Origin of the sequence: Phormidesmis priestleyi ULC007 (assembly GCF_001895925.1) — a bacterium.
Classification (GTDB): Bacteria; Cyanobacteriota; Cyanobacteriia; order Leptolyngbyales; family Leptolyngbyaceae; genus Phormidesmis_A; species Phormidesmis_A priestleyi_A.
Genome location: NZ_MPPI01000001.1, coordinates 270,956 through 292,900, shown reverse-complemented (window position 1 = coordinate 292,900; position 21,945 = coordinate 270,956). Strand labels below are relative to the sequence as shown.

The following is a 21,945-nucleotide window of genomic DNA, read 5'->3' as shown; positions in this document are numbered from 1 at the left end:
ATTTTCTTGATGAAACCTGATAACTCCTCCTTGGAAGTCAGCAGAGGTATTGAGTCTATTGATATTAATATCGTGCTGATTCTAGTAAAAGCGGACGTTGAGGAAGTCGCTCAAGCTCTGACTCAGCTAAAACCGTGGGATGGTTGGATACCCAATGCTTATGGTCAATCAGTTCCATCCAATGAAGGCACTCTCATCTTCAAGCTTCGAGGGCATTCTTGGAGTTATGTATGCCAGCCGTTTGGTCACACTCATCCTATGCGGTTATCAGAAGCCGATGCCCTGTCACTTTCAGATCTGCTGTCTGCTGCCGTGATTGATTATGTAGGAAGCAATACAGGCGGCTGGTTTCGATACTTGTTTTGCAATCAAGGCAGGCTAGACGAAAGACTTCGCTTTGAAGAATATGACAGAGATGGCAATCTTGAATTTCAATCACAACGTGGATTTACAGCTAAAGACATTAAGGATGCTTACACCTTCACACTAAACTTTATTCGTGAGCAAGATGCCTATATTCCTGCTCTCAAAATGCGTTACAGCGCTTTGAAGGTTCAACAAGTAACCCTGCATATTGAGAATCTCATGCCAACTGAAATTGAACGCATGGATTATCTCTACAAAACACTGTCTTAAACTAAATTAGGAATGAAATCAGATGAAGTTGACTTGCAGATTTCTACGTTCAATCGCTACATTAGCTTATGTAACTGCTATCTGTTCATCAGCAGTCCCTTACAGGGCTGCCGATGCTCAAGATTTGTACAGCCAAAATTTACCATCTATGAACGCTCAAGATCTTGTAGAACGTGGACGCAAGTTGACAGGAGTAGATCAAGACAATACAGAGGCAATTGCTGCATTCACCGAGGCGATTGAGTTGAATCCTGACTACTTTGAGGCTTACTGCTATCGGGGGACTGCTTTCGGTTTGAGCAATCAGCCCCTAAAAGCGATCGAAGATATAAAGAAAGCTGCGGATTTGCTTAATGCTAGAGGAGAACCTGACAAAGCTCAGGTTATGTTGAGGTTTGCAGAGGATATTCGAGAGGGCATCAAAGCGGGAGACTTCGACCAGTAGTACATTCTGGAAGCGACCCATAAATACTTTTTGGCAAAGGGCACAACACGATCGCCATGCCCTCCGTTTGCGGTTGTCTAACTTCCAGAATCGGTCTTTAGTTCACCGATTAGCTGAGTCAACTGATTGCTATCCGCTTTATAGACTTCGCCGCAGAAGTGACAGATTGCCTCCGCTCCTTCGTCTTTTTCGATCATGTCTTGCAGTTCTACTTCGCCTAACAGCTTTAAGGCTCCTAACACGCGATCGACTGAGCATCCACAGTGAAACCGCACCATCTGTATTTCTGGCAGAATTTCTAACCCTAAGTCTCCTAACAAATCTTCAAAGATCATCGGCAAAGTTTTACCCGCTTGCAGCAGTGGCGTAAACCCTTGTAGAGACTCGATTCGAGATTCGAGTAAGGCAACTAGCTCATCGTCGATCGCCGCTTTTGGCATCACCTGAATTAAGATTCCCCCGGCTGCCGTCACGCCATTTGCCCCCACAAACACGCCCAGCACTAGCGCCGATGGGGTTTGCTCAGAGTTCACTAAATAATTGGTCAGATCGTCGCCAATTTCACCCGACACTAGCTCGACAGTGCTGGAGTAAGGATAGCCATAGCCCACATCTCGGACGACGTAGACATAGCCATCTTGCCCGATCGCGCCGCCGACATCCAGTTTGCCTTTAGCATTGGGTGGCAACTCAACCTCTGGGCGATCGACATAGCCGCGCACCGTGCCATCTAGCCCCGCGTCTGCCAAAACCCCGCCTAACAGACCATCGCCTCGAATCCGAATATTCACCCGCGATTCTGCCCGCTTCATGCTCGATGCTAACAGCAGCCCACCTGCCATCGTTCGACCTAACGCTGCCGTCGCGACATAGGAAAGCTTGTGCCGTTGTCGCGCTTCCTCGGTGAGACGAGTCGTAATTACTCCCACAGCCCGGATGCCTCCGTCAGCCGCAGTTGCTCTGATTAACTGATCAGCCATGAAAAAACCTTACATTTCTTAACGAGTTCTGTCTCTATTCTAGAAGGCTTGCTGCTTCCTCCGCAGGTAATGAGGAAGAGCTATCGTGACTGACCTGCACGAGGGCGTTAACAAAGCGCTATCATAACGTTTGTCACAACAGGTTTCAGTATGGCAAGGCAGCGTTCATTACTACTGTTCATCCTGGCTTTGGTTGCCGTCGCGATCTTCGTAATCGTCAAGGTGCCAGTGCGGCTAGGATTGGATTTGCAAGGGGGTTCACAGTTAACGATTCAGGTGAAGCCCACCGCAGAGATTAAAAAAATTACATCGCGTGAACTCGAAGCCGTTCAGCGCGTCATTGAAGGACGAATTAATGGCTTGGGCGTGTCTGAGCCTGTTGTGCAAACGGTGGGTGACGACCAAATTTTGGTGCAGTTGCCCGGAGTCAGCGATCCGCAGCAAGCCGAGCGGGTTCTTGGCGGCACGGCTCAACTCGAATTTAAAGCTCAAAAGCCTGGAACTGAAGCAGGGCTGGGGATCGAGCAGCAATATCGTCAAGAATTGGTTGCCAAACAAGCTGAATTGAGAAAAGCAGGCGATCAGGCGGCGATCGACGATAACCAAGCCAAACTCAAAGCCACCGATCAAAAAATTGGCACTCTGTTTGAGTCGTCGGGCATCACAGGTAAGAATCTCAAAGATGCCTTTCCCGAAACGTCGCCAAACTCAAATGGCTGGAGTGTGGCGATTCGGTTTGATCAAGAAGGCGGCGAGAAATTCGCGACGCTGACCAAAAATCTAGCAGGCACCGGACGCAGTTTAGGAATTTTTCTGGATAATGGGCTGATTAGCGCCCCCAGTGTGGGCGTAGAGTTTGCTCAGACGGGCATCACTGGCGGCGGCGCAACCATCACCGGGCGATTCACCGCCGAACAAGCGAATGACCTGGCCGTGCAGCTTCGCGGAGGTGCATTACCGCTCCCAGTCGAGATCATTGAGAACCGCACTGTGGGAGCGACCTTAGGACGAGATAGCATTCAGCGCAGCATTTACGCAGGCATTGGCGGTTTGATGTTAGTGCTGTTGTTTATGGTGATTTATTATCGGTTGCCGGGGGCGATCGCCTCGATCTCGCTCGTCATCTATTCGCTGCTCACCTTTGCTGCCTTCACTTTGTTAGGAGTGACGCTCACCCTACCGGGAATTGCCGGATTCATTCTTAGCATTGGCATGGCAGTCGATGCCAACGTGCTGATTTTTGAACGCACTCGTGAAGAACTGCGGGCTGGAAAAACCCTGTATCGATCGGTCGAAGCTGGCTTTTTCCGCGCTTTTTCTAGCATTCTCGATAGCAACGTCACAACTTTAATCGCGTGTGGGGCGCTGTTTTGGCTCGGTGCAGGACTGGTGAAAGGATTTGCCCTAACGCTGGCGTTGGGTGTGGGCATCAGTATGTTTACGGCTCTGACCTGTAGCCGCACTCTACTACTAGCGTCTTTAGGCGTTCAAGGACTCCGCAAACCAGAACTGTTTTGCCCCAACCTACCCGCAAAAACTTCGGAGGTCGCTTCATGAAACTGCAAGTGATTCGCCAACGGGCGATTTGGTGGACGATTTCTGCAACGATTATTATTGCGGGCATCATTGCAATGCTGATTTCCTGGAAGCAGATTGGCGCGCCGCTGCGTCCGAGTTTAGATTTTGTGGGCGGCACTCGGCTGCAAATCGAACTCGACTGCACTCAGCCTAATAATTGCGACAAGCCGATCAATTTAGACGCGGTGCGATCGGTGCTCGATGCCCAGGGCTTGGGCGGCAGCAGCGTCCAGATCGTCGGATCAGAGCAACGCGCCGTCTCGATTCGCACGGTGACTTTAGATGTTGACCAGCGATCGAAACTACAAGCCGCTTTATCTGAAAAAGTGGGTAAATTTAATCCCAAAACTACTCAAATTGATACCGTTGGGCCAACGCTAGGGAAACAGCTTTTCTCGTCTGGTTTATTGGCGCTGATTGTCTCGTTTGCGGGCATTGCGATCTATCTCAGTTTTCGATTTCAGCTTGACTATGCGGCGTTTGCGATCGTCGCGCTTCTACATGACGTTCTGATCACGGTCGGCATTTTCTCCATTTTGGGGCTGGTGCTAAATATGGAAGTAGACAGTTTGTTTATCGTGGCACTGCTGACGATCGTCGGATTTTCGGTTAACGATACGGTAGTGATTTATGACCGAGTGCGAGAAACGATCGCATTGAATCCCGGTCGCCATATTGACGATGTAATTGATGATGCGGTCAACCAAACTTTGACGCGATCGATCAACACCACGCTGACGGTTTTGCTGACGCTACTTTCCCTCTTCTTTTTTGGGGGAGAAACGCTGAAAACCTTTGCTCTGGCACTGATTATCGGCTTCACAATGGGGGCTTATTCCAGCATTTTTATCGCTAGCACTTTGCTGGCACTCTGGCGAGAACGGACTGGAAACACGATTTCGGGGTCAGCCGAGCCAGTGAATAGCATAGAGCCATGAGCGATCGAGAGCATCCAGGTGAGTCAGAATTGACGATCGCGCTGCCCGAAAAAGACCCAAATTTTCAGGCGGCTGTGCAGCGACTCCATAAGGTAACGGTCTACGGCAGATGGCTGACGGTGTTGGGACTGTGGCTGACAGTGGGAAGCGTGAGCCTCTGGAGTTTGCGCTATCCTATTTCGCTGCTTCAAGACTATTTCACTTGGGCGGCGGTACGCTGGGCGATAGTCTTTCAGCCTCTACCCGCGATCGGTTTGGGGCTATGTGTGGCGATGACTCTCGCCGTTCTCGTCTGGCAGAGCCGCAACATTTTGGTAGGCTTGCCCAAAGTGGAGCAGCAGCGATTAGAGAAACAGGTGCTCAAGATTCGTGAGCAAGGATCTAGCCATCCGTTATGGAGATGGGTTTATCCAGAATGATGCCGTGTTGGTGAGTGACGATCGCCGTTGCAAATCGCTCAACCCCTGCTAAATCTCGGTAAATTTGAATCTTGCCATAGCTCCCGTGATCTTTGAGTAATTGAGTCACGGCATCTGCTTGACCTGCCATCATTTCAACTATCCAAACGCCACCAAAACGCAGATATTCAGGAGCCGTTGTGACGAGGTGACGAATGCAATCCAACCCATCAGATCCACCGTCTAGCGCGAGGTGTGGCTCGTGGTTGGTGACTTCTGGCTGAAGTTCTCGCACCATTTGACTGGGAATATAAGGCGGATTCGACACCAATCCGCTCAGGTTGCCTTTGAGAAATTCTAGAGGTTCTAGCCAGTTACCTTGATGGAACTGAATGCGATCGCCAAACCCCAACTTTTGAGCATTTTGTTGCGCGATCGCCAATGCCTCACGACTCTGATCCACCGCATGAACGATCGCGTAGGGTAACGCCTCGGCTAGACCAATCGCGATCGCGCCGCTGCCAGTGCCCAAATCTGCCCACGCTCCGGTTTGCAGATCTGGATTGGCAACGATCGCCGCTACTGCGAAGTCAATCAACTGCTCAGTTTCAGGGCGAGGAATCAACACCGCCGGAGAAACGGTGAGCGTAAAGTTTCGCCAGGGAGTCGCACCCGCTAAATATTGAATCGGAACTCGTTGTTCAACTCGTTGTCGCCAGCGTTGTTTTAATTCTGAGAACGGAATCTTTAAGGTGATTCGAGGCTGATGTTTAAAAGATTCTAGCCGCAGCGATAAGCGATCGAGTCCTGCTAATTCTTGTAAGAGCCAATCAACCTCAGACGGCAAAATGGCAGCGGCGATCGCAGAAGTTTGAGCTTCTTGTCGCCACTGCCATAGGTCTAATCCAGAAATCTCACAGGTCATCTGTTTTTGCTCTTTAAGAATGACCCGTGAGACAGCGCTATTTCGGCGTTGCAGAAAGAAGGAATGACTGTAGGGGTAGCGCCCCGGTGCCTACCCCGGACGGAGGGCAACCACGGGGGGATTGCCCCTACCCAATGTGAACCCGTCCGCTATTTCTTGGGCTGCGCTGCTGGAGCCGTTTGAGGTTTGCCTTGCGGTGAGAGCGATCGCACAAACTCGATCGACTCTCTCGGCGGAATCAACACAATTTTGTCGAGCTGTGGGTCGTTCTGCTTTTTCATCGCTTCGACTACGCCTTCTAGCGGAAAGACTTGAATGTCAATACTAGAAGCCAGATTGGGTTGCTGTTGTTTGAAGCGATCGAGCAGCGATTGCAGTTCTTCTTTGTTAAAGAACATTGGAATCACCGACTTGTCACCCTGCTGAATGGTGAGAAATCCCTTTTCTTTGCCAGCCCGCGCCACAAACAGCGGAGTGCCGTTAAACTGAGTGACCTTTTTATCTGATACCTTCATCACTGCGACCGCCGAGGCTAACTGCTGCTTGGTCGGCACGTAGGCAAAATCTAGCTGATCGGGCTTGCCCTGGTTTGATTGAACGAGTTGATAGACTTCTGCCAGTGACACTGGCACTACTTTGACTTCTTTCGCCAGGTTAGGGTTTTTGCTTTTCAGCGTTTCTAAAAACGCTTGAGCGTCTCTTTGGCTGACAAAAACTCCGGCAACGGGGGCACCCTTTTGACCATTAGGAGGAGAAGCCACCAAAGGCGCACCTTGAGCATTGGCGATCGTAAACATTGGCACGGGGCGTAGCTTTTGCACGATCTGCTCTGGGGTTAATGCCAGCACTCGCAGACCCGCTCCCAATAGAGAACCGACGATCGTCGTTCCAACTAAACCAACCGTAGCACTCCAACGAATCAATGATTTCATGTTTGCTCCTAGCATTAAAAACGACATCAAAACTCAGGTAAAAATGAGGGAGTAATCTGTCAAATCAATTTAACGTCAGTTCGACGGTTTTTTTCGCTTCGTTGTCAGCGGCTTTTGCCCCCTAAATCCCCCATTTTGGGGGACTTTGAACCGAAAAATTTATCTTGAAGTCCCCCAAAATTGGGGGATTTAGGGGGCTTCCCGAATTCACACTGCCTTCGGCTCAGCAAAGCTGTTCGGAGCAAACTGCTTCTGTCGAACTGACATCAATTTAGCTTTGACATAGTAGGCTAATCTCCTCATTTTGCTGGTTTTACTCCTCTTATTCAACGATTGCAACGCTCGGCTGGATTTGATCAACGCATGAACTGATGAAATCACACTCACCGATCGACTCAGATCTTTAGCAGACTCAAAATTACAACTGGGTTGCGTTTCTAAGTTGACAGGGTTGGAGCCTCAGCAATGGGTGACAGGGTTGAATGGTGGATAGTTCCAGAACGTGCTGACCCTTCAGCAAAAGCGCAGTTTCTGGGTGAGTTGATGTCAGTCAATGACTGATTCCAAGACTTGGAAAGTCTAGCACCAATTGACTCAGTTGCGGCATCTTAACCGTTCGCACCTGACGACAAAGCAAGGCGATCGCCCTGAAATTTACCCAAGCTGTTGAGCGATCGAGTCGCTTAAATCACCTCCGGCTTTCACGAACGGCAGCCTCACCGTAAACGTTGTGCCCTGAGCTTCGCCTATAGCAGTTTTCACTAGAGTGAGGTACGGCATCGCATCTATAATGCCTGTGCAGTAAGGATCTGATGTACTTCATTCATGCGGGAACCGCTATAAACTCTCGGCAGTGACGGTGCCCCCGTGCAGATCGATGATGTGACGTACGATCGAGAGTCCGAGTCCGAGTCCTCCATAGGCACGGGTGCTGGTGCTGTCTGCTTGCCGAAAAGCTTCAAAGATGTGGGGCAAAAATTCGGGGAGAATGCCTTGCCCAGTGTCACTGATTTGCAGTTGGGCAAACCCATCGACCTGCATTAAACGTACCGTAATTTTTCCACCCGTAGGCGTAAATTTCACCGCATTTGACAACAGATTCCACACAACTTGCTGAAGCCGATTGGCATCGCCTAAGACTTGCCCGATCGCATGGAGATCAGTTTGAATGTCGATCGATTTGGCTTCGACGGCGAGATGAACGGTTTCGAGAGCGGCGGCGATCGTTGAAGCTAAATCGACAGGCGCAATGTTTAGATGCAGTTTGCCCTGAATAATCCGCGAGACATCGAGCAAATCTTCGATCAGTTGAGTTTGCAGTTTGGCGTTGCGCTCGATCGTTTCTAGTGCCTGAGCAGTTTTTGCGGGATCGAGTTTCTGCGATCGCAGCAGTTTTGCCCAGCCCAAGATCGGGTTTAGGGGCGTTCGCAGTTCGTGAGAAAGCACAGCTAGAAACTGATCTTTGGCTCGGTTGGCGGTTTCTGCTTCGGCTCGTTTGGCTTGCTCTTGCAGAAGCTGTAGGCGCTGTTCTTCTGCCTGTTTGCGCTCAGTCACATCCATGACTACGCCGCTCATCCGGGTCGCTTTTCCGGTTTCGTCAAAAAAGGCGCGACCGCGACCCGCAATATATCGAATCGTTCCATCTACCCGAACGATGCGAGATTCTAAATCATGCTCAGTGCCTTCAGCAATCGCGCGCTGCACCGAGTGTCGAAGCGCCGCCCGATCGTCGGGATGCACCTGATTGATCACCGTCGTGCCGTCAAAGGTCTCAACTGTCAGACCAAAGAGTAGATGCACCTGATCATCACCTTCTAAGCGATTGGCGAGAATGTTCCAACTCCAGATGCCAATCTGAGCCGATTTGAGGACGAGATTAAGCTGTTCTTGACTGTCTTCAAGCCCCTGATAAAGGCGAGCATTTTCTAGCGAAATCGCAATCTGCGTAGTGAGGGTTTCTAACACCATCAGCTTTTCGTGAGTGAATGCGCCCGTGATCAGATTGTTTTCTAAATAAATAATGCCCAGCAACTGAGATTGACGGACGATCGGTAAACAGAGAACTGATTTAGGCTGATGTTGAATAATATAATCGTCTTCTGAGAATAGATTGGTTTTAGTAGCGTCATCTAAAATGACCGTTTCTTGAGTGCGCTGCACATAATTGAGCATTGACTGAGGCGTAATTTGTGCGTTCTCAGCCTGAGCAATTTGTGAGACAGCGATCGTGTCTTTTTGATTAATTTTCGCTTCAACCGAGACCGTTAACGTTTGCTCAGAGCCAAGCAATAAATAACCGATGTCTGCCCCTGCTTGCTCAATCACGATCCGCATCAGCGTCTTGAGCAATTTAGGAAACACAATCTCACTTGAAATCGTTTGTGACGCTTTGACAACGGATAAGAAATCGAGCTGATCGTTACTGCTCAAAAACGTCTCGTTTGAGTTGACGATCGGTTTTGGCAGCAGTGTCGGATAGCGGTCTTCGAGATGATTAACTTTAGCGATCGCGCCCCATCGCTGATAGCATTTTCGAGCATTTTCGAGATAGGCTTTGGCGATCGTGTCGAATAAGCGATCGAGATAAAATTTTGCTGCAAGCTCATAGGCTAACGCTTTATATGGCACAAATCCATGTTCACGCGCTGACTGAATCGACTCCTCGTATAAGTGCATTGCGTCTAAATCGCGCCCTTCAATACGAGCAATCTCAGCCGCGACTAATTTCGCTTTGTGCAAAAAGTTTGCTGGACAGTGATTTGCCCAATACTGCAACTGCTGGTGATGTTGTTCAAGGATTGCTAAAGAACTGATTTGTTGATCGTGAGACGATTGCGAATAGAGTGCGGTTAACACTAGCGAATGATAGAGTACATAATTGACTTGAATCGGCAACGCTAACGCTGCTTGCAAAAACTGAGAAGCTTGATGCGCCGAATTCAACGCATCTGAATAGCGATCGCACGTAAAAAACACGATCGTTTTAATGATGTGATAGAAAACGATGCCGCTCTCAAACCCGGCTTCCGCGATCGTGGCTAACGCTTTAGATTCATTAAAGTCGTCGTCGCTCAGCGTCTCAGGCGTGTAGGTCAACCCGCGTAGATTGGTTAGTAGCTGCTGCTCTAGGCGAATGGTTTGATAAGCGGCCTGATGTTTTGACTGTTGAGCAAATCTCGCGTACTTGAGGATTGATTGCTCTGTGTCTACGATCGAGGCACCGATTTCAACCATTTGCCAAGCGCCTTGAAACCCAGTGTAGTTTGCCATCGAAATATCCCCAGTCTCAACACAGGCGATAAATGCCCGTTCGAGATAAGAAATGCTAGTCGTAATGGGATTGCACCAAATATTAATATGGTTTCCGTGAATGTGCAGAACGGTTCCTCTTAACCTTAAATCATTAAATTTCTCATTTAATTGAATCGACATTTCAGAAAATGCATAACCCGTAGGAATATCACTAAAAATAGAAACCAGCAACATTGCATACATACTATAAGCAAAGCAAGAATCCTCGGTGTTGCCATGCTTGAGTGAGTAGTTCAGCGCCGTCAATACAATCAGTGGAAAAACGCTAGGCTTACTAAAATAAGTAATCGGGCCGAGCGCTGTTAATAAATTCACCAACATTTTAAGAGTTGGGTCTTGAATCACTGGCGCATCAATGAGACTGTTAATTGAGCGATCGCCCAAATTCACTGCCGCGTAATATTTTTCGCGCTCGATCGCGGCTTGCATCTGCTCGGCTGTTTCTGGAAAATCTACCCCAAAAACCTCTAGCGCTTCTAGTCCCAGGGTTAACGCTTCTTCATAGCGCCCCGCCACCTGATAGAGCCGTAGCTGAAGAATATAAACCGTTGCTTGATCGAGCGCAGATTGAGCATTAAGTAGGAGATTGCCAAACAGCGCCTCTGCTTGGTCTAAATTGCCTGCCAAAAACTCGCATTCGGCGCGCTCTTTGAATAGAAAAAAAGTCTGGTGATAGCGATCGCTCCACGCGGTCTCAGTTAACAGATCGGTCGCGATCGAGAGCAGCTTTTGAGCTGGGGCATAGGCGGTCGAAGCTTTTGCCTTTTTGCCTGCCAATAAATTTAATCGAATTAACGTTTCTTTTTCTGTTGCGTCGGTGATTAAATTAATGCTGCGATTGAGTTGATTAACGACTTCAAAAATCTGATCTTCTAAGTGTTCGGGAGCAATGCTTTTCAGCAATAACCGACCCATGCTGAGGTGAACGGTTTGCTTCTCTTGATCAGCAATCAATGTGTAAGCCGCTTGCTGAATGCGATCGTGATAAAATCGATAGCTCTTTTCGGCATCGGTGATCACAACCAAGCCTCTGAGAACGGCTTCGAGTAGGGCATCGGCGATTTGTCGCGGCGACTGCTCGGCAACGATCGCCAACATCTCTAAGTCAAAGCGACTGCCCACACACGATGCCAGCTTTAACACTTGCTGAGTGTCAGACGGCAGTTTTTGCATTCGTCCGACCATTAACGTCACGATGTTATCGGTCATGCCGTGCGCGTTAATGTCAGCCTCGTTCCATTGCCAGGTTTGCTCAGTGCTGCCAAAGGTTAGCTGCCCGTCTTGATAGAGCGCCTTGAGAAACTCATTGACAAAAAAAGGATTGCCATCGGTTTTTTGCAGCACGACCTGAGCCAGCGAGGTCGATCGCTTGAGATTGCAGTGCAGTGTCTCTGCAATCAGTTGATTAACGTAAGCAAGATTGAGCGGAGTTAGCCGAATGTCAGTTGTTTTGGCTCCGCTTTGCCGCAACCTTTCGACCATTAATCGAAACGGATGGCTTTCATCAACCTCATTGTCGCGAAAAGCCAGAATAAAGTAGAGATGCCGCAGCGCTGACCCGGTGACGAGGGTTTGAATCAAGCTCAACGTGGCGCTGTCTGCCCACTGCATGTCATCTAAAAAGATTGCCAGCGGATGCTCTTTCTGAGCAAAGGCACCGATAAAGTTTTGAAACACCAAATTAAAGCGGTTCTGAGATTCGGCAGGTGCCAATTCAGGAACGGCAGGCTGTTCGCCCACGATCAGTTCGACTTCTGGGATCACATCGGTGATTAGCTTACCGTTGTTTCCTAAACTGGCTTGAATCGTTTGTTGCCAGTGTGCCAACCCGGTTTCACTTTCTGTTAAAAGCTGTCGAACTAGCGTTTGAAATGCCTCCACGATCGTGGCATAAGGAATACCTCGTTTGTATTGGTCGAATTTCCCAGAGATGAAGATGCCACGATCGCGCACAATCGGTTTGTGCAGTTCATTCACCAATGATGATTTGCCCACGCCAGCATAGCCCGACACGAGCATCAGTTCGGGCGTTGCCTGTGTGACGACGCGATCAAATCCGCTTAATAATTGTGCAATTTCCGGTTCTCGCCCATATAACTTTTGTGGAATCTGAAATCGCTCTGAAACGTCACGATCGCCGAGTACAAAATCAGAAATTTGTCCCGTGGTTTCTAATTCTTGTAGACATCGTTCTAGATCAAACTGCAATCCTAAAGCACTTTGATAGCGATCTTCTGCTACCTTTGACATGAGTTTGAGCACCATGTCTGACAGCGTTTGTGGAATGGTTGCAACTACCTGCTGTAGGGGAGTTGGCGATTTTGCAATGTGATAGTGTGCCCACTCTAAGGGGTCTTTCCCATTAAAGGGCAATTCACCCGTAAGCATCTCGTAGAATGTAACGCCTAGAGAATAGAAATCGCTGCGGTGATCAATGCCACGATTCATCCGCCCGGTTTGTTCTGGTGAAAGATAAGCTAAACTGCCCTCAATCTGGCCAGAACTGCTGACCATCTGCTGCTCATAGGGAATGAACGCAGCAATGCCAAAGTCGCCGATTTTAACCCGATCGGTGTCGAGGTTAATCAAAATATTGGCAGGCTTAATGTCTTTGTGAACGACGCTGTGATGATGAATATCTGCCAGCGCTGCGGTGATTTTAATCGCAATCTTTAAGAACTGAATCGGCTCTTGAAAACGGCTGAGGACTTGATCGAGTGCGCGTCCGCCAAAATCTTCCAAGATTAAATAGGGAATACCTTGATAAGTCTCTAACCCATAGGCTTGAATCGTAGCTGATGTGGTTAGCCGTCGAGCGATCGCATATTCGTGTTTTAGCTGGGCGACATTTTGAGGAGTGCAGCGCTCAGGACGTAACCCTTTGATAATGACTGGAGTTTGATCTTCGATGCGAAACCCGCGATAGAGGATGGCTTTTGCGCCCTCTTGCAGCAGACCCTCGATCGACCAGTTAGGTAACGTCAACGCCACAATCAGAAACTCCTAAAGATCGCCACATAAGGGGCTTTTTCTCGCGTTGAGAATAGACTAATCTTTTTCGACGCTTTTCTCTAGTGTAGGTTCAATTGGCTTGTGCAATTCCTGTTAATCATTCACCGATAAAGCGAACAATGAATCTTTCCTAAGAGAGGTTCCTCTCTGGTAGCGTCTAACATAGGCACGATCGCTGAGTTTAAGATCTCCAACTTCTTTGAGAAGTTGGAGATCTTTGTTTTTAAGATCGATTAACCCGCGTTGACCGGAAACTCTCCCGGTCGGATCGAAAGCGTCACTGTTTTACCGCTGCGATTGACCTGAAGTGATAAGTCACTCCCGATCGTACTCGCTTCTACGGCTTGCTGCACCTCATTGGTGGAAGCGATCGCTCGACCATTAATCGTCTGAATGACATCGCCTTTTTGCAGCCCTGCTTGAGCGGCAGGAGAATTGCGAACGATGTTGGTAATCAGCGCTCCTCGATCAGTCTGGACATTGATTCCCAAGTCTTGATCGCGATTGAGAAGTTCTCTCGTTGCCGCAGACAGATCAGTCATCTCAACCCCTAAATAGGGGTGAGCAGCCGATCCCTTAGCGATGATTTGGTCGGCGATTTGCTGCGCCTTATTGATCGGAATCGCAAACCCCAAACCTTGAGCGCCGCCGATAATCGCCGTGTTAATGCCAATCACCTGTCCGCTTTGATTTAAGAGCGGCCCGCCCGAATTGCCAGGATTGATTGCCGCGTCGGTTTGAATGTAGTTGGTGCGGCGATCGGGCGATCCAATTTCGCTACTCGATCGTCCGGTGCCACTGACAATCCCTGCGGTGACTGTGTTGTCTAACCCTAACGGATTGCCGATCGCGATCGCCCATTCACCCGGTCGCAGTTGATCAGAGTTGCCGATCGCCACGATCGGAAGATTATTAGCCTGAATTTTGACCACCGCCACATCGGTTAGTTTATCTTCGCCAACCACCTGCCCAGTGAATTCACGACCATCTTTAAGCTTGACAGTGACGCGATCGGCTCCATCAACCACATGGGCATTGGTCATCACTAACCCATCTGATTTGACAATAAACCCCGACCCAGTGCCTCGTGCAACCCTTTGCCCTGAACCTGACGATCGCGTGCGCGAAGAATTAATCCGCACGACGGCTGCCCCTGTTTTATCAACTGCCGCCGAAATAAAGTTTGCGTTAGCGCCATTGCCGACAGCCGAAGGCACTTGAGCCACTAATGGCTGTGTCTGCACAGCGTTAGTTGGGTTAAGCTGCGTTCCAATCAAGGCAGACACTGCGCCAACTGAGACTAGAGAGAGAGAAGCGATCGACTTTTTTAGAAGATGATTAGCAGCCATTTCAGAATTATCCAGAAAAAGGATGGATGGATGGTTAAAACCGAATCGTTGCGGTCGGGATTTCCCTTGAGATCAACGCTCACATTTACTATTGTGATTACTTCGTGTGACAAAGAAATGTCAAGCTCTCGATGTTTTCAAGACAATTTGATGCCCTTGATTGCGGTTCAAGTCTTCTGACTTCGGCGTTGCTGATTTCAGGTATGAGAATGATTTTGTGTAATGCCAAAACTCCTGTAGCGAAATTTCGCGTCTCTCCTTCATACCGCAATTCAGCAATGCTCTGACTTCTGGGCACCCTTAATGCTATTAACTCAGGAATCATTGAGATTGCTGCCCTCATCCCCAACCCTAAATCCCCCATTTTGGGGCAGGGTTGATTCATTCTAATAAGAGGAAAGCTGTAAGCTTTCTTTCTCGTTGATTGCTGAAAGCACTGCAAACGAAAGAATGGGAGATGTAAATTCCCTTCTTCTAGAATGAATCAGCCCTGCCCAGAAGAGGGCTAGGGGAGGGCGGAGTATTGATGCAGGAAGTCTAAACTTCTGTCAAACGCTGGATCGCTACAAGTCGAGAAATAGCGTAGGATAGGAAAGTTGACTAAAAACGACCACGGTCTAAAATCATGGCAGTTCCTAAGAAGAAAACCTCCAAATCTAAGCGTGACAAGCGCAAAGCCACCTGGAAAGCCAAAGCCAGAGTGCAAGCTCAAAAGGCACTGTCGATCGGCAAGTCGATTTTGACCGGACGCGCTCAAGGCTTTGTCTACCCCACCGATGAAGAAACTGAAGAAGAATAAAGCGATGAATGATGGATGCGAAACCCTCAATTCATCATTCATCATTCTTTGAGCAGAGACATAATTGCAAACAGTTTGCTACACAGTTAGAGAAAGACTTTGTAGGAAAAAAGCGATGCTGGGGAAGTTTTTTCGCAAACCAGAAGCAGAATATGGCGATCGAGTGCCTCCCGGTCAGCATTTGACCAACGGGTTCCCGGTGTTGACTTATGGCGATACGCCCCACGTCGATCGAGCAACCTGGCAATTTAAAGTTTGGGGATTGGCGCAAGAAAAAACTTTTAGCTGGTCAGATTTTATGAATCTGCCCCAAAGTGATTTCACTGCCGATTTTCACTGTGTCACCACCTGGTCAAAGCTCGACGTGCAGTGGACAGGGGTCAAAGTGACCGATTTTATGCAGCACATTGAGGTAGACCTCGCCGCCAAGTATGTTTTAGAACACTGCTACGGTGGTTACACTACAAATATCTCAATAGATGACTTTTTGAGAGAAGAGAATTTCTTTGCTCACACACTATTTGGTGAGCCACTTCCAGCAGAACACGGTGGGCCGATGAGGTTGGTTGTGCCCCACATCTACGCCTGGAAGAGTGCTAAATGGATCAATGGGCTAGAGTTTTTGACGCACGAAGAACTCGGCTTCTGGGAGCGCAACGGCTATCATCGTCGCGGAGAACCCTGGGCAGAAGAACGGTATAGCGATCGCTAAATAAATTTTGGTTGACCGTAGGGGTAGTGCCCCCGTGCCTACCCACACCCACCAGGCAAACCAGGGAAAATTGCCCCTACGTTAATTTAACGTCAGTTCGATGAAGCTTTTCGCTACGGTTGCAAATCTAGGCTGCCCCCTAAATCCCCCAAAATTGGGGGACTTTGAACCTCAATTCTGGGGGATTTAGGGGGCTGAAGCGCTGAAGAACGAAGCGAAAGAACTCATCGAACTGACGTTAATTTAACCGATCGGCAATCTGACGATAAAACAACTGCCCTGTCCAATCTCTGACTCGACGCTGACCGTGCCGTTGTGCGCTTCTGCAATGCGGCGAGACAGTTGCAGACCTAACCCACTGCCCGCGCGCTTGTGTTTCCCGCTAGAGAAGCTTTCAAACAGTGTTGGCTGCTCCTCTGGTGGAATGCCGGGCCCCGTATCTTTGATTCTGACTTCAACTTGAGGATTGTCAGAATTATCATCAATCAAAGAGATCTGAACGTGCACCGCGCCCTCCTCGGTGAACTTAATGGCGTTGCCAATCAAGTTAGTGAAAACCCGATGTAGCTCAATCCGATCGCCCTTAATCTTAAAATCAATGTTCGGATCAGGGTGAAAATCGAGCGCCAACCCTTTGTCGATCGCCAGCGAAGAAAGCTCTTCAATGACTTCATTCAGCATCTCTGAGAGGTTAACGGGTGAAAAGACGAGAGACTTACGCCCGGCTTCGTAGCGATAGACCTCTAGCAGCATGTTGACCATCGTCAGCAGGTTTTGGTTGCTGCGAACCATCGTCACCATGATTTCGAGCACATCTGCTGACAATTCGCCCATTACGCCCTGGATCAGCAGATCAAGCATGCGATCGGCTGCAACTAAAGGAGTCCGCAAATCGTGGGTCAGACGAGAGACAAAATCTTCTCGCTGACGAGCAATTTGATCGCGTTCATCGACACTATGCTTGAGTCGCAGCAATGCTCTCACTCGTGCCAGCAGCTCGTCAAAGTGAACGGGCTTACGAATGAAATCATCTGCGCCAAGATCCAGGCCTTGGGCAACGCTAGGCTGATCATAAGCAGTGGTCAGCAAGATGGGCATAAAGGGCAGCGCAGTATTTTGACGAATGCGGCGCGTCACTTCAAAACCATCCATTCCTGGCATCATCACATCTAGCAAAACCAGGTCGGGCGGCGATTGATCAATTTTGGCTAACGCATCTTTACCGCTCTCGGAAAGCTCAACTTCATAGCCCTCGTCTTGCAAAATAGCTTGAATTAGTAAGCAGTTGTCAGGAGTGTCGTCTACCACCAAAATGCGATCGACTCTAGCTGGTTTTGGGAAGGACGGGTGGTTCATGCAGTTCAGACAAGGGCACGAAATGTTGTGCAAATCACTGATCTAGTCAACCTTAATGGTCATTAATTTGCCTCATTCCTACGGGAGATTTTTGGGTTGTGCCGCTTGAATATAGATGATTGCAGTAGGCGTGATTTGAGCAATCACTTCAGCGATCGTGCGACGATCGGCATCTGTCCAAACTCTAGGTCTCCCAAAAATGCAAGGCTGCAAAACGCCCCAGAGCTGTCCGTCTTGGCACAAGTGACCGTGAATTAAGGCGCGATGCCCAAAGTTTTCTTGTTCAAACTGTTGGTTTAAAACCTGCGGATCGGCGGCTTCAACATCTTCGACAAAAATAGAGGGATCGGTTCGCAGAGCGGCGGCAAACATCGGGTCTTCGCTGGCTAAGGATGCGGGTTCGGGTTTCCATTGCTCATCGTAGACTGTGGGAATTTCTGAACTGCGAACCCAACAAAAAGGAACTTTGCCTAACTTGGTTTGTGGGTGACGGAGATAGAGGAAACAGCGATCGCACTGCAATGATTTTCCTAAGTCAGCTACGAGTTTCGTAAAGAAGGCATCGAGGTTTTGAGAAGTCTGGATTTGGGCAATATTCACGCTTTCTCCTTGACAAATGTCCATTCTAAAAGGCTGCGAGGTGCTTCTTTAAGAGCAACCGTTAGACTGGCGTTATCGTCAAATTTGGCTTGCGACAGGTGCGACACTTCGACGTTTACCACGAAGCGATCGTCTTCAAAACACCACGGCTCGACGGTGACTGACTCGTCGCTAAATTGCCGAATGTCATAGCGCTTTCCGTCGGGGCCTTTGCTGATTTCTAGCGCCCGTTCGTCGTCGGGAAGTTGTTGTTGACAGAGGATGAGAGAAAGCCGATCGCACCACTGCATAAAGTCGTAAGCGCTCTGAGCGTCTTCTTTAGAAATGCCGAGTTCTTTGCGCCAGCGTTTTTGGGTTTCTAATTGTTCATCTAAAAAATCGTCTGCTTCTTTTGATTCGCCTCGGCTGCTTTCACCTAATCGGCTTTGGTGCATTGAGTTCAACAACGCTACCCAACGACCGCGATAAAGGGCACCTTCTAGATGCTTTCTTAGCTGTTTGTAGTCTGTGCCTTCGCTCAGGGTGAAATCCATTGGGGCACCTGCTTCGGTGAGGTTATATTCTTCCCACTCTTTTTCGAGGTCATCGTGGTGAGAGATGGCGGCGATCGTTTCATATAAACGGGGTGGGGCATCTTTTCTGCGCCATTGTCCACCCAGTTGAGCAGCGAGTAAGGCGTGGGCACGGTGGTAGATCACGTCCCATCCGTCTTTGGCAGGGTTAACAATCACGATCGAGTCTCCTAGCAATTAAAGCTAACTATTCTATTGAGAAGTGTGAATAGCATAGCTTCAGCGCTTAGAGAGTTAAATCTATCCTATGTATGAAATTAGCCAGCAGTGCCGCTACCCATTGGCTAGGGGGGTGACATCGAGTGATGATAGCCGACCGTCTTCCATGTGAATGATCCGATCGGCGAGATCTAAAATGCGGTTGTCGTGGGTGACAAGCACGATCGCGGAACCCTGTTTTTTTGCTAAATCGTGCATGATTTCTACCACATCGCGTCCCGATTTTTTGTCGAGAGCGGCGGTGGGTTCGTCAGCTAAAACGAGTTTGGGGTTACAGACTAAAGCACGGGCGATCGCGACTCGCTGCTTTTGCCCGCCCGATAATTCGCTCGGATATTGAGTTGCCCAATCTGCAAGTCCGACGGCTTCGAGCATGGACTCTGCCCGATCGCGTGACTCGCTAGCAGGAATCTCGGAGTGTAACTCGATCGACATTTGCACGTTTTGCCAAGCTCTCAGCGAGTTGAGCAAATTGTGCGCCTGAAAGATATAGCCAATGTTGCGCCGCAGTTCGACTAATTTATTTTCTGAGCCGCCCCGCAACTCTTGTCCCAAGACTTTAAGACTGCCTGATTGGGTCGATCGCAACGCTCCGATCAGGGTCAGCAAGGTGGTTTTGCCAGAGCCAGACGGCCCCGTCATAATTACGACTTCGCCCGGTTCGACGATCGTTGTTATATCAAACAAAATTTGTTTTCTGAGCCGCCCTGCCCCAAAATAATGGCTGACGTTCTCAATGGCGATAATCGGTTGCAACATAAACGGTAATGCTTAAAAGATATCTGCTGGATCAGCATCTTGAACTTTGCGAACGGCAATAGATCCAGAAATTACACACATTAAAATCGCTAAACAGAGAACCAGAATTGCGCGATTGAGCGTCATTGCGATCGGTAAAGCGGTGGCATTGCGAGTCAGATTATATAACCCAATAGACAAGATATATCCAGGAATGAAGCCCATCACAGCTAAGATAATCGCTTCTTGAAACACAACGGATAAGAGGTAGCGATTTTTATAACCCATTGCTTTCAGGGTGGCATATTCAGCTAGATGATCGGTGACATCGGTGTAGAGAATTTGATAAACAATTACCGTTCCGACGACGAACCCGATCGCCGTTCCTAACGTGAAAATAAACCCGATCGCCGTGCTTTCTTTCCAATAATTTTCCTCAAGCGTGATAAAAGCTTTTTTAGACAACACTCTGACATCTCCGACCACAAAATCTTCTTGGGTCTGGTTAGTCGTCTTCTTAGGATCGGTTCTCAATTCACCAGGTAAATTTTGCTTAAATCGCTCTAATGTTTTCTCAAGATCTGCTCCTGACTTTAGCTTGATTAAACCAATATCAATCAGACCCTTTTTGCGATCGGAAAAGATGCGACGAAAGTTTAAATCGCTCGTAATCAAGTTGCCATCCGCCCCAAATGAAGCACCCAGATTAAAGAGTCCACCGACTTCGACACGACGGCTTTCGATCTCGCTTTTAACTAAGCCGCCCGTCGCTTTCAGCGCTTCAAACTTTTCAGTGATCGGTCCAAATTCTGTGCGAGAGGCACGATCAAATAACACCACGTCAGTGAGCCGCAGTTGGGCCTGATTTGCCTTAACCTCTGGCAACAAAAAAACACTATCGCCAGGCACCATCCCAATCACGAGAATGCTGCGGGTTTGTGACGTGGGCGGCCCTTCCCAAAAAGGATTTTTCCAGATGCCAAACCCTAAATAGATCGGGCTGATCGACTCAACGCCAGCAAACCCCATCGATTGATAGAGTCGCCGATCGGGAAAACTCTTCATCGCAATCAGCGAAGTCGATTGCGGACTGATCAGAAAAATATCGCCATCTAAATTTTGATGGAGGGTGACGGCACTCTCAAACAGAGCGTCTTGAAACCCCAGTTGCAGAAACATTAAAATTACCGCAAACCCGATGCCCGCGAGTGCCACGAGCAAACGAATGGTTTCACGCTTAAGCTGTAACCAGGCGAGAGGAATCGCAAACATTAAGGGACGATCGCAACTTTAACTTGAAGATTGGTCAGCCCTGCAACGGCTTGACTGTTGTCTAACCGCACTTTAACTTCCACGATACGGGTATCAGTTTTATCAACCGGATCGGTGTTTAAGACTTCGTTTTTACGAATTTGCAGCCCCACTTTATCGACCGTTCCGGTGATCTCTCCCGGAAAAGCATAGCTCATGATCTTGGCTTTCTGTCCAGGTCTGATGCGATTGATATAGTTTTCGTCAACCTCTGCGACGACATACATCTGTCCGGTTTTGCCTAGCTCTAAAATGCCGTCGTTGCCGACTGTCTCGCCCGGATCGGTGTGAATTTTTAGAACCTGACCTTCGATCGGCGCGCGCACCACCGCTTTCTCTAACTCAGCTTTTGCCTTTTGCAAATTGGCATCTGCCACCTGCACCTGGGCAATGGCTTGCTGCACGTCGGTTGGGCGCACTTCAGCCACGCTGCTTAAAACTTGCTTGGCTCCTTCTAGCTCCAGCTTTGCTTGCTCTGATGCTTGTTTTGCTTGCTCTCTCAGCTTGACTTTAGTTTCGTAAACTAATTGCCGATTTTGCAGGTCTAATTCTGACACTGCGCCGTCTTTAAACAGCTTTTGATAGCGTTCATATTCCCATTGGGCATTTTTGAGTTCTGCGTCAGCTTTTAACACTTCGGCTTCTGCTTTGGGCAACCCAGCATTTGCTTTTAGCACGTTGGCACGTTGGGCGTTTACGTCTCCAACTTTGGCTCCTGATTGCACCTGAGAAAGCCGCGATCGAGCTTCTCTCACCTGTGCGTCTGCCTGCAATGCCGCAGCGTAAAGCGCATCGAAGTTATCCATCACGGCGAGCGGCTGTTTTGGCTTGACGATCGAGCCTTCTTTAACTAACAATCGCTCCACTCGCGCACTGCCAAATCCTGATGATGGCGCAGCGATTTTCATTACGCCGCCCTCTGGCTCTAAGCGACCGAGCGCCGAAACCGCATCGACCGTTTCACTAGGAGGCGATGGCGAGATAGCCACCGATGACTGAGACGGAAACCGCAGCATGAAATAGGAGAAAATGCCGAAACCCGCAACCGCAACCGCGATCGCTGACCCGATCGCAACGGCTCGAATTCCAGAAGGTTTCATCAATGGTTTAGCGCTCAAAGCAAGACTCCTGGA

19 protein-coding genes are annotated in these 21,945 nt (G+C 48.9%); 7 read left to right on the top strand and 12 right to left on the bottom strand.

All coding sequences use genetic code 11. From position 1 onward, the window contains the following. Positions 1-9: 9 nt before the first annotated feature. Both BRW63_RS01285 and BRW63_RS01280 read left to right on the top strand, forming a co-directional pair. Positions 10-636, top strand: a complete 627-nt coding sequence (locus tag BRW63_RS01285) for a hypothetical protein (protein WP_223257259.1) — start codon at positions 10-12, stop codon at positions 634-636. Positions 637-784: 148 nt separating this feature from the next. After that, entirely contained in the window at positions 785-1,081 is a 297-nt protein-coding gene (locus tag BRW63_RS01280) for a tetratricopeptide repeat protein (RefSeq protein WP_073069092.1), read from the top strand. Positions 1,082-1,158: 77 nt separating this feature from the next. Here the strand turns inward: BRW63_RS01280 and hslO are convergent, their stop codons facing one another. Next, complete coding sequence (gene hslO, locus BRW63_RS01275) at positions 1,159-2,061, bottom strand: Hsp33 family molecular chaperone HslO (protein ID WP_073069091.1); 903 nt, start codon at positions 2,059-2,061, stop codon at positions 1,159-1,161. Positions 2,062-2,211: 150 nt separating this feature from the next. Here hslO and secD point away from each other — a divergent pair, with 150 nt between their 5' ends. Genes secD through BRW63_RS01260 form a run of 3 tightly spaced genes read left to right on the top strand, consistent with a single transcriptional unit; the run spans position 2,212 to position 4,996 of the window. Beyond that, positions 2,212-3,618 (top strand): protein translocase subunit SecD, encoded by a 1,407-nt coding sequence (secD, locus tag BRW63_RS01270; protein WP_073069090.1) that lies wholly within the window; start codon positions 2,212-2,214, stop codon positions 3,616-3,618. Further along, positions 3,615-4,577 (top strand): protein translocase subunit SecF, encoded by a 963-nt coding sequence (gene secF, locus BRW63_RS01265; protein WP_073069089.1) that lies wholly within the window; start codon positions 3,615-3,617, stop codon positions 4,575-4,577. The genes secD and secF overlap by 4 nt, the downstream gene beginning before the upstream one ends. Then, complete coding sequence (locus BRW63_RS01260) at positions 4,574-4,996, top strand: hypothetical protein (protein ID WP_073069088.1); 423 nt, start codon at positions 4,574-4,576, stop codon at positions 4,994-4,996. Before secF ends, BRW63_RS01260 begins: the two co-directional genes overlap by 4 nt. Here the strand turns inward: BRW63_RS01260 and prmC are convergent. The 5 genes from prmC to BRW63_RS01240 all read right to left on the bottom strand — a co-directional run bounded on the left by prmC (position 4,959) and on the right by BRW63_RS01240 (position 14,505). After that, on the bottom strand, positions 4,959-5,900 hold the full coding sequence (prmC, locus tag BRW63_RS01255) for a peptide chain release factor N(5)-glutamine methyltransferase (RefSeq protein WP_073069087.1): 942 nt from the start codon (positions 5,898-5,900) through the stop codon (positions 4,959-4,961). The genes BRW63_RS01260 and prmC overlap by 38 nt on opposite strands. A gap of 149 nt (positions 5,901-6,049) precedes the next feature. Further along, entirely contained in the window at positions 6,050-6,832 is a 783-nt protein-coding gene (locus BRW63_RS01250; protein ID WP_073069287.1) for a Tic22 family protein, read from the bottom strand. A 654-nt stretch (positions 6,833-7,486) separates the two neighbouring features. Next, the gene (locus BRW63_RS29400; protein WP_262983507.1) at positions 7,487-7,612 is read right to left on the bottom strand and encodes a hypothetical protein; all 126 of its coding nucleotides are present in this window, start codon (positions 7,610-7,612) and stop codon (positions 7,487-7,489) included. A gap of 57 nt (positions 7,613-7,669) precedes the next feature. After that, a complete protein-coding gene (locus BRW63_RS01245; protein WP_073069086.1) occupies positions 7,670-13,135 on the bottom strand; it encodes an AAA family ATPase in 5,466 nt (1,821 codons plus the stop codon). A gap of 254 nt (positions 13,136-13,389) precedes the next feature. After that, entirely contained in the window at positions 13,390-14,505 is a 1,116-nt protein-coding gene (locus BRW63_RS01240) for a trypsin-like peptidase domain-containing protein (RefSeq protein WP_073069085.1), read from the bottom strand. Positions 14,506-15,130: 625 nt separating this feature from the next. On the opposite strand from BRW63_RS01240, the gene rpmF reads away from it, so the two are divergent. Both rpmF and BRW63_RS01230 read left to right on the top strand, forming a co-directional pair. Continuing rightward, positions 15,131-15,304: a 50S ribosomal protein L32 gene (gene rpmF / locus BRW63_RS01235; RefSeq protein WP_073069084.1), complete on the top strand. Its 174-nt coding sequence runs from the start codon at positions 15,131-15,133 to the stop codon at positions 15,302-15,304. Positions 15,305-15,419: 115 nt separating this feature from the next. Further along, the gene (locus BRW63_RS01230) at positions 15,420-16,016 is read left to right on the top strand and encodes a sulfite oxidase-like oxidoreductase (protein ID WP_073069083.1); all 597 of its coding nucleotides are present in this window, start codon (positions 15,420-15,422) and stop codon (positions 16,014-16,016) included. Positions 16,017-16,259: 243 nt separating this feature from the next. Here BRW63_RS01230 and BRW63_RS01225 read toward each other — a convergent pair whose 3' ends face one another. The 6 genes from BRW63_RS01225 to BRW63_RS01200 form a co-directional block, all read right to left on the bottom strand. Next, positions 16,260-17,372 carry a hybrid sensor histidine kinase/response regulator gene (locus BRW63_RS01225; protein ID WP_073069082.1) on the bottom strand — a complete coding sequence of 371 codons (1,113 nt, stop codon included), beginning with the start codon at positions 17,370-17,372 and terminating at the stop codon, positions 16,260-16,262. A gap of 78 nt (positions 17,373-17,450) precedes the next feature. Further along, a complete protein-coding gene (locus BRW63_RS01220) occupies positions 17,451-17,972 on the bottom strand; it encodes a GAF domain-containing protein (protein ID WP_223257258.1) in 522 nt (173 codons plus the stop codon). Further along, positions 17,969-18,703: a DUF3891 family protein gene (locus BRW63_RS01215; protein ID WP_073069286.1), complete on the bottom strand. Its 735-nt coding sequence runs from the start codon at positions 18,701-18,703 to the stop codon at positions 17,969-17,971. The genes BRW63_RS01220 and BRW63_RS01215 overlap by 4 nt, the downstream gene beginning before the upstream one ends. Before the next feature lie 114 nt (positions 18,704-18,817). Next, positions 18,818-19,522 carry a DevA family ABC transporter ATP-binding protein gene (locus BRW63_RS01210; protein WP_073069080.1) on the bottom strand — a complete coding sequence of 235 codons (705 nt, stop codon included), beginning with the start codon at positions 19,520-19,522 and terminating at the stop codon, positions 18,818-18,820. 12 nt (positions 19,523-19,534) lie between these two features. After that, positions 19,535-20,773, bottom strand: a complete 1,239-nt coding sequence (locus tag BRW63_RS01205) for an FtsX-like permease family protein (protein WP_073069079.1) — start codon at positions 20,771-20,773, stop codon at positions 19,535-19,537. Then, positions 20,773-21,930, bottom strand: coding sequence for an ABC exporter membrane fusion protein (locus BRW63_RS01200; protein WP_223257257.1), 1,158 nt, complete (start codon positions 21,928-21,930; stop codon positions 20,773-20,775). Before BRW63_RS01200 ends, BRW63_RS01205 begins: the two co-directional genes overlap by 1 nt. Positions 21,931-21,945 lie beyond the last annotated feature (15 nt).

Coding starts and splice junctions, on each gene's coding strand:
- BRW63_RS29400 (WP_262983507.1), bottom strand. CDS start 7,612: ATGCCGTACCTCACTCTAGTGAAAACTGCTATAGGCGAAGCTCAGGGC.
- BRW63_RS01225 (WP_073069082.1), bottom strand. CDS start 17,372: ATGAACCACCCGTCCTTCCCAAAACCAGCTAGAGTCGATCGCATTTTG.
- BRW63_RS01285 (WP_223257259.1), top strand. CDS start 10: ATGAAACCTGATAACTCCTCCTTGGAAGTCAGCAGAGGTATTGAGTCT.
- secD (WP_073069090.1), top strand. CDS start 2,212: ATGGCAAGGCAGCGTTCATTACTACTGTTCATCCTGGCTTTGGTTGCC.
- rpmF (WP_073069084.1), top strand. CDS start 15,131: ATGGCAGTTCCTAAGAAGAAAACCTCCAAATCTAAGCGTGACAAGCGC.
- BRW63_RS01250 (WP_073069287.1), bottom strand. CDS start 6,832: ATGAAATCATTGATTCGTTGGAGTGCTACGGTTGGTTTAGTTGGAACG.
- BRW63_RS01280 (WP_073069092.1), top strand. CDS start 785: ATGAACGCTCAAGATCTTGTAGAACGTGGACGCAAGTTGACAGGAGTA.
- BRW63_RS01210 (WP_073069080.1), bottom strand. CDS start 19,522: ATGTTGCAACCGATTATCGCCATTGAGAACGTCAGCCATTATTTTGGG.
- BRW63_RS01205 (WP_073069079.1), bottom strand. CDS start 20,773: ATGTTTGCGATTCCTCTCGCCTGGTTACAGCTTAAGCGTGAAACCATT.
- secF (WP_073069089.1), top strand. CDS start 3,615: ATGAAACTGCAAGTGATTCGCCAACGGGCGATTTGGTGGACGATTTCT.
- hslO (WP_073069091.1), bottom strand. CDS start 2,061: ATGGCTGATCAGTTAATCAGAGCAACTGCGGCTGACGGAGGCATCCGG.
- BRW63_RS01230 (WP_073069083.1), top strand. CDS start 15,420: ATGCTGGGGAAGTTTTTTCGCAAACCAGAAGCAGAATATGGCGATCGA.
- prmC (WP_073069087.1), bottom strand. CDS start 5,900: ATGACCTGTGAGATTTCTGGATTAGACCTATGGCAGTGGCGACAAGAA.
- BRW63_RS01240 (WP_073069085.1), bottom strand. CDS start 14,505: ATGGCTGCTAATCATCTTCTAAAAAAGTCGATCGCTTCTCTCTCTCTA.
- BRW63_RS01260 (WP_073069088.1), top strand. CDS start 4,574: ATGAGCGATCGAGAGCATCCAGGTGAGTCAGAATTGACGATCGCGCTG.